The 12,126-nt window shown below is 42.8% G+C and carries 11 protein-coding genes and 1 riboswitch; of the genes, 8 read left to right on the top strand and 3 right to left on the bottom strand.

Annotation, left to right across the window (positions count from 1 at the left end):
• Positions 1 to 97: 97 nt before the first annotated feature.
• The gene (locus ACOQOA_RS13680; protein ID WP_420549176.1) at positions 98 to 361 is read right to left on the bottom strand and encodes a hypothetical protein; all 264 of its coding nucleotides are present in this window, start codon (positions 359 to 361) and stop codon (positions 98 to 100) included.
• Between the two features lie 30 nt (positions 362 to 391).
• Positions 392 to 613, bottom strand: a riboswitch (cobalamin riboswitch).
• A gap of 169 nt (positions 614 to 782) precedes the next feature.
• Here ACOQOA_RS13680 and ACOQOA_RS13675 point away from each other — a divergent pair.
• From ACOQOA_RS13675 to ACOQOA_RS13650, 6 genes are all read left to right on the top strand, one after another.
• The gene (locus ACOQOA_RS13675) at positions 783 to 2,360 is read left to right on the top strand and encodes a methyl-accepting chemotaxis protein (protein WP_420549175.1); all 1,578 of its coding nucleotides are present in this window, start codon (positions 783 to 785) and stop codon (positions 2,358 to 2,360) included.
• Between the two features lie 78 nt (positions 2,361 to 2,438).
• Positions 2,439 to 3,170, top strand: coding sequence for a TerB family tellurite resistance protein (locus tag ACOQOA_RS13670; protein ID WP_420549174.1), 732 nt, complete (start codon positions 2,439 to 2,441; stop codon positions 3,168 to 3,170).
• A 44-nt stretch (positions 3,171 to 3,214) separates the two neighbouring features.
• Positions 3,215 to 5,014 (top strand): ABC-F family ATP-binding cassette domain-containing protein, encoded by a 1,800-nt coding sequence (locus ACOQOA_RS13665; protein WP_420549173.1) that lies wholly within the window; start codon positions 3,215 to 3,217, stop codon positions 5,012 to 5,014.
• A gap of 3 nt (positions 5,015 to 5,017) precedes the next feature.
• Complete coding sequence (locus ACOQOA_RS13660; protein WP_420549172.1) at positions 5,018 to 5,710, top strand: N-acetylmuramoyl-L-alanine amidase; 693 nt, start codon at positions 5,018 to 5,020, stop codon at positions 5,708 to 5,710.
• A 21-nt stretch (positions 5,711 to 5,731) separates the two neighbouring features.
• Positions 5,732 to 6,973: a kynureninase gene (kynU, locus tag ACOQOA_RS13655; RefSeq protein ID WP_420549171.1), complete on the top strand. Its 1,242-nt coding sequence runs from the start codon at positions 5,732 to 5,734 to the stop codon at positions 6,971 to 6,973.
• A gap of 117 nt (positions 6,974 to 7,090) precedes the next feature.
• The gene (locus tag ACOQOA_RS13650) at positions 7,091 to 7,546 is read left to right on the top strand and encodes a GNAT family N-acetyltransferase (RefSeq protein WP_420549170.1); all 456 of its coding nucleotides are present in this window, start codon (positions 7,091 to 7,093) and stop codon (positions 7,544 to 7,546) included.
• On the opposite strand, the gene ACOQOA_RS13645 is transcribed toward ACOQOA_RS13650, so the two are convergent.
• Entirely contained in the window at positions 7,538 to 8,479 is a 942-nt protein-coding gene (locus ACOQOA_RS13645; protein WP_420549169.1) for a nucleoside hydrolase, read from the bottom strand. The genes ACOQOA_RS13650 and ACOQOA_RS13645 overlap by 9 nt on opposite strands.
• 359 nt (positions 8,480 to 8,838) lie before the next feature.
• Here ACOQOA_RS13645 and ACOQOA_RS13640 point away from each other — a divergent pair, with 359 nt between their 5' ends.
• Together ACOQOA_RS13640 and ACOQOA_RS13635 are read left to right on the top strand one after the other, a co-directional pair.
• On the top strand, positions 8,839 to 9,873 hold the full coding sequence (locus tag ACOQOA_RS13640; RefSeq protein WP_420549168.1) for a Leu/Phe/Val dehydrogenase: 1,035 nt from the start codon (positions 8,839 to 8,841) through the stop codon (positions 9,871 to 9,873).
• A 123-nt stretch (positions 9,874 to 9,996) separates the two neighbouring features.
• A complete protein-coding gene (locus ACOQOA_RS13635) occupies positions 9,997 to 10,398 on the top strand; it encodes a GFA family protein (RefSeq protein ID WP_420549167.1) in 402 nt (133 codons plus the stop codon).
• Positions 10,399 to 10,404: 6 nt separating this feature from the next.
• On the opposite strand, the gene ACOQOA_RS13630 is transcribed toward ACOQOA_RS13635, so the two are convergent.
• Positions 10,405 to 12,096, bottom strand: coding sequence for an ABC transporter permease (locus ACOQOA_RS13630; RefSeq protein ID WP_420549166.1), 1,692 nt, complete (start codon positions 12,094 to 12,096; stop codon positions 10,405 to 10,407).
• Between the last annotated feature and the right edge of the window lie 30 nt (positions 12,097 to 12,126).

Genomic DNA, 12,126 nt, shown 5'->3' with positions numbered 1-12,126 from the left:
TTGGAACAGATTTTTGCGAAGATGGCTAGCAATTAATATTAGATTAATCAGATTAATAACCTATCATAGATAGGCTATTAAGTTAGAAGCCCTGAAATCAGTTCGCTAACTGGCGATTACGTCGACGCCTTTTAGGAATAGCTGCAATATTTTCTGCAACCTGACGTAACATATGACGAAGATCTTTTTGTACTTCTTTGGGAAGATTTTCCAGCGGACTATCTTGTTTTTCAAGAACTTTTTGCGCTTCCACCGCAGGAGACGCATTAACAGGCATTGTTAAAATCCAATGCATAAAAACTTCACGCGCCATTATCATAGATGCGTTAGATGACATAGAGCCAGATGTATTCTGATACATAATATTCCTTCCGGGGCACCCCGCCCGATGAGAGTTAACACAAATCACGGCAGGTTTCCTGGCTTTTGATCTATAGATACGCCTTCCCAAATTCCCTTAAAGAAAATTTCAGTGGCCTGTATCAAATTCCCCATACTTATCCATTATGGGAACGATCAACTACAGTTGCGGGGGCAGCTTTGGAATTTGCTATAATAGCAGCACCAAATTCCCTTTTCCTATCAAATAGGCACCGTAAAATTTATGTATGACAAATTAAATAAGTCAGCAAAAATTATTTTATCATATGCGACAAAAATTAATCATTTTTAAAAGAAATCATCTTATTGTTGCGAATAAATTTAGTTTCATCAATAATACATTATGTTCAGGAAGATGAATTTCTTATATTCATCAAGGGATTATTTCGCTGGGGGCGGTTATGAATTCTGCATCAAAAACGATAACAATAACTCTACTGATTGCATCCATGTTAGGATGGGTTCTAACCATATATAGCTTTCTAGCAGTCGACTGGATTGTAGGTATTGGATTTGCAGTTATAGCTGCATGCGCAACCATCGCGATATGCTATTACTTCTTTCGTGTGTATCAAAGAACAGTCAGTCTTATTAAAGACTTGGAAGAAATATCCGCAGGTAAGCGCGATATTAATTTTGAAAAATACGGGGATCCACATTCTGATTTCGTGCGTTCCGTTGAACTTATACAACAAAACTTCTTTGCTATTGATCAGTTCTTAGCAAAGGAATTCAAAGCCAAAGACGAAGAACAAAGATCACTAAACGAAGAACTCGTAGGCATCGCAGAAGGCCTAGATCAGCAAGTCAAGGAAACAGGTGTAAACGTTGCCCAAAATGTTTCCTTACTCAAATTTGTTTCTGAACAAATGTCCAGTAAAGCAGATACAGCTTCTGCCCGCATGAAAGAATTAGCTGATATCTCTCAGAATGTTGGTAATTCAGTTGACATAGCCGCAGACGAAACCAAACAGTTGCAAACTGATATTAATGATATTGGTCAAAAAGTATCTCAGGCGGCCTCTGTCGCACGCGAAGCGGTTCTCAAATCAAACTCTACGAGAGAAAGCATTCAAAGTTTATCTGAAGCGGCTAATCGTATTGGGGATGTCGTAACCATCATTACTGAAATCGCTGAACAGACAAACTTATTAGCCCTCAATGCAACAATTGAAGCTGCCCGTGCTGGTGAAGCCGGAAAAGGCTTCGCTGTGGTCGCCTCAGAAGTTAAAAATCTTGCCAATCAAACGGCAAAAGCCACTGATGAAATTCAAACACAAATTTCAAACGTTCAGAGTGCAACAGGAGATTCCGTTGTTGCGATTGAAGAAATTACAGAAGTTGTTAGTCAGATAGATAACATCTCAACATCTATCCAAGAAACAGTAGACGTTCAAATTGCCGCGACAAATGACATTACAGATCGTATTATGGAAGCAGCAAAAGGATCGCAAGGGGTATCCCAATCATCTGCTGAAATTCTGGAAGCTGTGACCACAACCAATGAAATGTCACAAGAAGTCCGAAATACAGCCGAACAATCTGCAAAAGATGTGGATAATATGACATCCCGTCTAACAGAATTGATGGGGAACCTGCGTCAATCAGCTATTGGCAATCGCAGAGAACATACTCGTTATACCCTCCCTTTCGAAGTAGACTTAGCGATAGATGGAATGGATTATAAAACTAATTTCATCGATATCTCGGTAGGTGGCGCATTAATGCCACCTTTACCTATTCCGCTTAACGAAGGGATGCCTTTCACACTTAAATTGGACGGCCTGGTAAACGTAATTGAAGGCACGGTATATCGCATTTCTAATAAAGGTGTACATTTAGAATTTAATATACCTGCAAGTGAAACGCATACGTTACAAATCTTTTTAGAACAATTCCCTGAAGCCGATAGTGAGGCTGCTCATCACGCCTCTGCAAATGATACAGATGGGGATGATGACGATGTGGATTTATTCTAGTCACATCCCTTGCAATGACGTATAGATAACCCACATAGATCAACAGTTTTGAAATCATTGAAAGCTTAGAAAAATAGCATGAGTATTTGGGGTAAAATTCTCGGCGGTGTTGGCGGTTTTGCTGTCGGCGGTCCGATTGGCGCACTTGTTGGTGCCTTGGGCGGTCACGTTCTTGATAAAATGCGCGAAGGTCCGGAATCAGACAGTCAAAAAGACCAAACAAAGACAATTACTTTTACGATTGGTGTCATTGTCTTAGGGGCCAAGATGGCCAAGGCTGATGGGCAAGTTACCGATGATGAAGTTATTGCTTTCAAGCAAGTCTTCCATGTGCCAGATCATGAAGTCAAAAATGTAGCCCGCATTTTTAATCAGGCCCGTCAAGACTCTCATGGATTTGAACCTTACGCCAAACAAATGGCAGATACTTTCAAAGACACCCCAAACGTTCTTGAAGAGCTTCTTTGGTGCTTAACTCATATTGCCAAAGCTGATGGCAAAATTCATCCGGGTGAGTTGGAGTTCTTGTACAAGGTTTCTCATATTTTTGGCTTCACGGATCAATGTTTCGAACGCGTTACAGGTCTCAAACAATCCGGGCAAGCTGCGGATCCATATGCTATTCTTGGTTTAAATTCATCTGCGAGCGATCAAGACATTAAATCCGCCCATCGTAAGTTAGTTATTGAAAACCATCCTGATAAGTTAACAGCCCAAGGGTTACCAGAAGAGTTTATTGAGATGGCAAACGAGAAACTTGCAACGATAAATGCCGCTTATGACGAGATAAAAAAACAACGCGGCCTTTAAAAGGCTTGCTTTAACTATAAACAAGAAAAGAATACAGGTTTAACATGGCCAAAGGTCCTGAATATCTGGCTTTGCGCAGCATACGCGCAGGTCATGGCACACCACCAGTTATCGAAGATGCTGACCTCAGCATTGCTAAGGGAGATCGTCTTTGCCTGATAGGACGCAACGGTAGTGGTAAATCTACATTATTAGCGGCGATAGAAGGTAAACTTGGGCTCGACAAAGGTGAACGATATGTTATGGCAGGGTTAAAGCTTGCCACTTTACCACAGGATCCCATTGCGCCTGAAAGCGGTACCGTTTTAGAATATGTCATAGCAGGTGGTGCAGAAGAATATCGTGCAGAATCTTTGATTTATGCTGTCGGTCTTATGCCTGATCAGGAAGCCAGCAAATTATCTGGCGGCCAAATTCGTCGGGCAGATTTAGCCCGTGCGCTAGCCCAAGACCCTGACTTACTTTTGCTAGACGAACCAACTAACCATTTAGACCTACCAGCTATTCAATGGCTTGAAGAAGAGCTCTCACAATTCCGTGGCTCCTTACTAATTGTCAGCCATGATCGTGCTTTTTTGAAGCGCGTCACAAATGGGGTTGTATGGTTGGATCGTGGCAGTCTACGTCGCCTTGATGCAGGCTTTGAGAAGTTCGATGCATGGGTCGAAGAAATCGAAGCCACTGAAGAAGCTGAACGCAATCGTGTTGAAAACTACATCAAACAAGAAGAAAGATATAAACTTCGCGGTGTAACTGCACGTCGCAAAAGAAATGTACGCCGCCTTGAAAGATTAGATAGCCTACGAAAAGAAAAACGCGAATGGCGCAATAACCAAACGGTAGGCAGTATTAAAACCCAAACGGCTGCAACGAGCGGTAAGCGTGTTGCAGAGTTAGAAAATGTCGATAAATGCTTTGGTGATTTATCTATCACCAAAGCATTTTCAACGCGTATTATGCGAGGTGATCGTGTTGGCATTCTAGGCCCTAATGGGGCGGGAAAAACCACATTGGTGAAGATGCTTATTGGCGAAGAACAACCTGATGGTGGTGAGATCAAACTTGGCATGAACCTGCAAACAGCTTGGTTTGACCAGCAGCGAGCGCAATTACCATTAAACTCCACACCTTGGGATGTTATCGGGGAAGGTTCTGATCAAATTCAACTCGGTGAGAACCAACGTCATGTGGTCGGTTATCTAAAAGACTTCCTATTCAATGAACAACAAATTCGCGGTAAGATCAGCACCTTATCAGGTGGTGAGAAGAACAGACTTTTATTAGCTAAAATCCTAACCAAGCCTGCAAATCTTTTAGTACTTGACGAACCTACCAATGATCTGGATATGGAAACTCTGGATTTGCTAGAAGAAATGTTAGCCGACTATGATGGCACTCTCATAGTGGTAAGCCATGATCGTGAATTCCTGGATCGTGTTGTGACTCAAACCATTGCCCTTGAAGGCAATGGTGTTATCCGGGAAGTTGCAGGTGGTTTCAGCGACTATCTACGTGAATATGGCAATACAGATAAATCCGTTAACAAGGTTCCCAAAAACAAAGAAACTTCTGAACAAGTCGAAACGCCAAAGCCAAAGAAAAAAGCAAGTAAGTTAAGCTATAAAGATCAACGTGATCTGGATATGCTCCCAGAAAAAGTTGATGCCTTAAGCTCAGAAATTTCAATATTGGAAACAACCTTGGCAACGCCGGATCTTTATTCCAAGGACCCGTTAAAGTTTCAAACAACGGCAGATACTTTGGATAAGAAAAAAGCTGAACTTCAAGAGGCAGAAGATCGTTGGCTGGAACTAGAAATGTTACAGGAAGAATTACAGGGATAGTAAATGGTAGAGATCATCCAACATCCTTCTCCCAATTATGGAGATAGACGTGATGGTAAGAAGGTAAGCCTTCTGATCCTGCATTATACCGATATGCTTTCAGCCAAAGCTGCATTAGATCGCATGTGTGATCCTGCAACAGAAGTCAGTGCGCACTATCTTATCAATGAAGATGGTCAAATCTACCAAATGGTAGATGAAAATAAGCGGGCATGGCATGCAGGTGTCAGTTGCTGGCATGAAGAAACAGATGTGAATAGTATTTCTATTGGTATCGAATTGGCAAATCCCGGACATAGCAACGGCCCATTACAATCTTTCCCTGAAAAACAAATCGAAAGTTTAATTGAACTCGCGAAGGATATTTGTATACGACATGATATTCCGACGGCAGGCGTGATTGGACATTCCGATATTGCACCGGGGCGTAAGGTTGATCCCGGACCTCTTTTTCCATGGAAAGAACTTGCAAAGGAAGGTCTAGCTATCTGGCCAAACGATGATCTATCAACTTTTCATATGGCAAATGATGAAAAAGTAATAGCCGCGGCTCTTGCCAAACTTGGTTATGATGTTAGGGATATCACTCAGGCCATATCGGCGTTTCAACTTCGCTTTCGTCCCAACAAACATGACGGTGAATTTGATCAAGAGATCGGACAAATCTTGGCTGCATTAACAAATAAGAAGAAATAGAAATAGGGGATAGGAATAACCATGTATACTTTGGAAAAATTGCAAAAATTGGATGCGCAAGATCCATTGGCTAAATATCGTGATGAATTTGAACTGGCGGATGGTTTAATTTATCTGGATGGTAATTCTCTTGGTCCTTTACCTAAACGCACAAAAGAACGTGTTATCAAGGGCATTGACGTCGAATGGGGCACCGACTTAATCACCAGCTGGAACAAGCATGGTTGGATGAATAAACCACACGATCTGGGCGATATGATTGCCCCAATCGTGGGGGCTGACAAAGGAACAATCAAGGTAGGCGACAGTACTTCTGTTAATGTATTTAAATCTGTTGCAGCGGCTTTAAAAATTGCGAAATCAGGCCGTTCTGTCGTCCTATCTGACACAGCAAATTTCCCGACTGATCTTTATATGATCCAAGGCTTACAAGAATTGATCGGTAAAGAAAACTGTGAGCTTAAGGTGGTTGACGAAACCGAAGTTGAGGCAAGCTTAACAGAAGAAATTGCCGTTCTTCTTCTCAATGAAGTTAATTTCCGAACTGGCCGTAAATACGACATGCATGCGATCACACAACAAGCTCAGGCAAAAGGTATCATTGTAATCTGGGACTTATGCCATAGCGCGGGGGCTTTCCCCGTTGATCTAAAAGGCACAAATACAGATTTCGCAATTGGATGTGGTTATAAATATCTAAACGGTGGTCCTGGCGCCCCGGCTTTTATCTATGTTGCGGATCGTCATAAAGACGTAGTCATCCAACCATTATCAGGATGGCATGGCCATAAATCTCCATTTGAATTCTCAACAGAATATGTACCATCAGATACTCAAACACGATTTGTGGTGGGAACTCCGCCTGTTCTTTCTTTACTCGCTTTAGAAGCAGGTTTGGAAATTTGGCAAGACGTAGATATGCAGCAATTGCGTGAGAAATCCCTAAACCTCACCGATGCATTTATCGAATTGGTTGAAACACGTTGTGCAGAATATGGTTTCACATTGGCAACCCCGCGTGAACGAGCACAGCGTGGCAGTCAGGTTTCCTTTGCCCATGAAGATGGTTATCCAATCATGCAAGCCTTAATCGCCGATAAAGTTATTGGTGATTTCCGTGCGCCCAATCTTTTACGCTTTGGTTTCACCCCACTTTATACAAGCTATCAAGATGTTTGGGATGCAGTTGACCGCTTACGTATTATCATGGCGGAAAAGAAATATGATAAGCCTGAATATCGTGTGAAAGCAGCCGTAACTTAATAGGGCCAATTTCCAAAATATTTCTGTGTAATTGTCACTTGTTGGCGCCCCCTAGTCTATGTTTTTCTGCTGAATAAATGTTTAATAAGAAAGTATAAAGTCTAGGGGGCCTTTACTATGCCTATTACTATCCGACCATTAGAAGTTCATGACCGAAAGGCATGGAATCCTCTTTGGCAGGGATATTTGGAATTCTATGAATCTGCTGATGTTATTAGCGATGAACAGACCAATCATCTTTGGGCCATACTCACAGGTCAGACTAATGAAATAATGGCTTTTGGCGCATTTGATGAAAATGAAAAGATGATTGGATTTACCCATTATCTCTATCATCAAACCACGTGGTTTAAAGAAGGTTATTGTTATTTGGAAGACCTATTTGTCAGTCCATCTATACGTGGTGGTGGTGTTGGGGAAAAACTCATCAATGCAGTTAAAGAACAAGCCAAAGCAGACGGACGTGCCAAAGTGTACTGGCAAACACAGCATTTCAACTTCCGGGCAAGAGGTCTATACCACAAAATGGCAGGCCCCTCAGTTCCCGTAGTTTATGAAATTGATTTAGCCTAAGTCACGTAAACTTTTATAGAGCAATTGATAAAAGCCTTCATCGTCGATCTTTTCCATGATCTTCACATTGGGGGCTTTCTTGCTGACACTTAAACCATCAGCCAAAGTGCGCCCGTGGCTCACGCCATCATGCGTATCCACCTCAACGTAATAATGGCGGCCAGAAAATAGATCAGGCTCCAACAAATACGCAATGACGCATGGGTCATGCATCATACAATCATTTTGCCCATGATCACGGCTCATTACCAAACGACGATAAGCTTCCATCATGGCGGCGATTGCGTTAGCAGGTTCCGTTCCAATTGCCTTTAATTCATTCAGGCGATCATCCGTGCAGGGTGTTTGATGCGTTACATCCAACCCCATCATAACCTTTGGAATATCTGTTTGTATGACAATTTGTGCTGCATGAGGGTCCGCAAAGATATTAAACTCAGCCGCAGGAGTACAATTGCCTGGTCCAAAAGCCACGCCGCCCATGAATACGATCTCGCGAATCTTTTCTTCAATCTCAGGCGCCTTAATCAAGGCAACAGCTAGATTGGTCATAGGTCCTGTCGGGCAAATGGTAATACTTTTATCCTCGGCATTCATGCAAGTATCTACGATGAAATCAACGGAATGCATCACATCATGCTCACGCGTTGAGGACGGCAAAATTACACCACCCACCCCATCAGATCCGTGCACTTCAGCCGCACGGACATGCTTGCCCATAATTGAATGTGGGCAGCCCTGAAATACAGGAATGTCTTCACGCCCTGCAAGAGAACACAAATTACGGGCATTTTGGTACACAGCATCCAAGCCGACATTTCCCGCAACCGTCGTAATACCCAATATTTCGATTTTTTCAGACGCCCCCAATGCCATCATAATTGCAACAGCATCATCTAATCCCGGATCGCAATCCAAAATAATCTGTCTCATTCCCGCTTCCTTACAGCCATTGTTATGTTATTTCCGGCAACTTTATCAAATTTCACCGCTAAATGACCAGTGAAATAATGTTTCATCTTAACCCAAAATTTAGTTCAACTTTTAGAATTATTTCACAAACGATATGGGTAATTATATTATAATTGTTATTTTCGTTAGAATCCAAATTACCCCTTTGAGCTACTCATATATACAAGTATATTTATTGAAATAATATTTCAAAGTAGAAATATCTAATATTAAATTCAGCATAAAAGCTGATCTAAGAATAAATGAATTAATGACGGGATGGCTTCTGCAGTTGGGTAAAAAAGACGCTATCCTTAACCACAAATGCGAAGGATAGATCGATGTCTGTATTTACCTCACCCCATTTTGATAATCACGAAAATGTAGTTTTTTGCCATGATGAAGCGTCAGGCCTAAAAGCAATTATCGCGATTCACAACACAAATCTTGGGGGTGCGCTTGGAGGATGTCGTATGTGGGATTATGCGACCGAAGAAGAAGCGATTACAGATGCCTTACGACTTGCCCGCGGTATGACTTATAAGAATGCGCTAGCAGGCCTGCCATGGGGCGGTGGTAAATCGGTCATTATTGGCGATGCCCGTAAAGATAAGACACCAGAAATGTTTGAAGCTATGGGTCGTTTTGTCGATCGCCTAAACGGCACCTATCGTATTGCTGAAGATGTGGGTACCAGCCCTGAAGATATGGGCTATATAGCAAAGCATACAGATCACGTATTAGGAACAGTTGAACGCGCAGGAGATCCATCTCCCGGAACAGCTTATGGTGTGTTTAAAGGTATTCAAGCAACTGTACTTGAACGTCTTGGGAAAAATAATCTGGATAATGTGAAAGTCGCTGTTCAAGGTCTTGGTCATGTAGGTTACGATGTTGCACGTCAGTTAAAAGAAGCGGGTGCCTCCCTTTGTGTGACAGATATCCACGATGACAGTATTCGCAAAGCACAAGCAGAGTTAGGTGCAACTGCCGTTAACCCGGATGCCATTTATGATCAAGATGTTGATGTCTATGTTCCTTGCGCATTAGGTGCCACTTTGAATGACGACACAATTTCACGCTTGAAAGCCAAGGTGGTTGCTGGTGCTGCAAATAACCAACTCGCAGAGGAACGCCATGGTGCGATGCTTGTTGAGAAAGACATCCTTTACGCGCCAGATTATGTAATCAATGCTGGTGGTGTGATTTATCTTTATCATCAACTTGAAGGTTCTAGCCGTGATACAGCGATGGAACATGTCGGTCGTATTGGAGATACATTGCGCGAAATCTATGCAAAAGCACGCGCAACAAATACTCAACCATTTGAAGCAGCAGATCGTCTTGCCGAAGAAAAGTTTATGAAAGCAGCATAAATCAAGCTCCCAAATGCAATCAGATGCCTCCCATCTGATAAATGCAATAGGCCGATGGAATTTATTTCCCTCGGCCTCTTTTTTTGCTTAAACTCCGAAAAACATAAAATGAGGGAGTAAAACATGGCTGAAGTTGAAACCCATGAAGGAGGCTGCCTGTGTGGGGCCGTGCGTTTTGAAATTACAGGTCATTTACGCGATGTTACCTATTGTCATTGTGGTCAATGTCGAAAAACAACCGGACATTATTTTGCGGCCACAGCATGTGAAAATGATGAATTGGAATTTGTGGCAGATGGCGGCCTAAAGTGGTTTCGTGCTAGTGACACAGCCAGCCGGGGTTTTTGCGATCAATGTGGTAGTACTTTATTCTGGAAACCGGACGAAGGCACCTATACCGCAATTCTAGCTGGTAGCCTAGACTTACCAACGGGACTAAAAGCAACATCCCATATCTTCGTAAAAGACAAAGCGGATTATTATGAAATCACTGATGGTTTACCACAATTTGAGGGTGATAACTAAACGGACCTAACTTTGTTCATGTCCGGGTCTAGAGGCTCGGATTGAACGGCTGAGCAGGATCACAGGCAATATGCCTGCAATCACAATGGTAAGGGCACCTAATGCGCATTCTTCCAATAATTCATCAGAAGCAAACTGATATACATAGGTCGCTAATGTATCATAGTTAAACGGGCGTAAAATCAAAGTTGCAGGTAGTTCCTTCATGCTATCCACAAAGACTAGAATGGCGCCACCTAACAATCCGCCACGGATAAGTGGGAAATGCACCCGGCGCAGTGTCCCTAAAGGCCCCTCACCCAACATGCGCGAAGCATCATCCATATTTGGAGTTACCTTCGCCAGTCCGGTTTCAACCCCGCCCATACCGACGGTTAAAAACCGTACCGTATATGCAAAAATAATTGCAATCACCGTTCCTGATAACAACAACCCTGTAGAGACATTAAATAGGCTACGCATTTGTCCATCCAAGAAATTGTCAAATCCGGCAAATGGAATCAACACACCGATCGCTAACACGGCTCCCGGCATTGCATAACCGACACTTGCCAACCGTGTCGCTGTTTTCAAACTCTTCTGTCCAGACAAACGCACTGCATAAGCCATAAATACACCAACGACAATCACCAACATGGCTGCAGAAGAACTTAGGAATAAGGAATTTAAAGCATATCCAAAGAACTCTGACGTCCAGCTTTCTTCAAAGCGACGTGCGGCATAAAAAGCTAGGGTACCCGCAGGTATAAGAAATCCGAACAGGATCGGACTTGAACACGCCACAATCGCAAAATATTTATGCCATCCCTGTAGCTGATAACCGGGTAAAGCTTTATATCGTGTTGTCGTGCTATGATATTTCTGCCCTTTACGTGATGCTCGTTCAATCCAAAGCAGACCGATCACGAAAAGTAACATCACCAGAGCAATTTGAGCCGCTCCCCCAATATTACTCATATTTAGCCAGACATCGAAAATACCTGCGGTTAAGGTATGTACGGCAAAGAAATCAATCGTCCCAAAATCATTCAAGGTTTCCATCATGGCTAAGGCTGTCCCGACAACCAAAGCCGGACGCGCTAACGGAAGTGCAACAGACCAAAAGCAAACCCATGGGCTGCGTCCCAACACACGACCAGCTTCCAGAACACATACTGATTGTTGCAAGAAAGCAGCCCGCGTAAGCATATAAACATAAGGATACAATACGAGTGAAAGCATAGCGATCGCACCGCCATGAGTTCGAATGTCAGGAAACCAATATTCGGACTTTAGCTTCCAATCAAAAACATACCGTAAGCTCGTTTGAACAGGCCCTGCATATTCCAATAAATCAGTATAGACATATGCCACCACATAAGCAGGCATAGCCAAAGGCAATAATAACGCCCATTCGAAAATACGCTTACCCGGAAAATTGCACATGGTGACAAACCATGCACACATCACCCCACCTGTAATTGTTCCAGCCCCGACCCCCAACATCAAAATCAATGTATTACTCACATAACGTGGTAACATTGTGCTAATCAGATGAGGCCAAATATTTTCTTCGGGATTAAATGCAAGCCAGATAATGGCCACAACAGGCAACAGGACAAACCCCGCAATTGCAAATGCCCCAATCACCCAGCGCAGATTATTTCTGGAAAAGCTTACTTGTCGCTGCGCGGGTTGCAATTCGATTGTCTCAGACATTTGATCCCTAAACAAAAAGAGGAAAGATAA

Origin of the sequence: Curvivirga sp. (assembly GCF_965219885.1) — a bacterium.
GTDB lineage: Bacteria > Pseudomonadota > Alphaproteobacteria > UBA8366 > Aestuariispiraceae > Curvivirga.
Note: the sequence above shows the minus strand (reverse complement) of the source record. Positions and strands in the feature narration are given on the sequence as shown.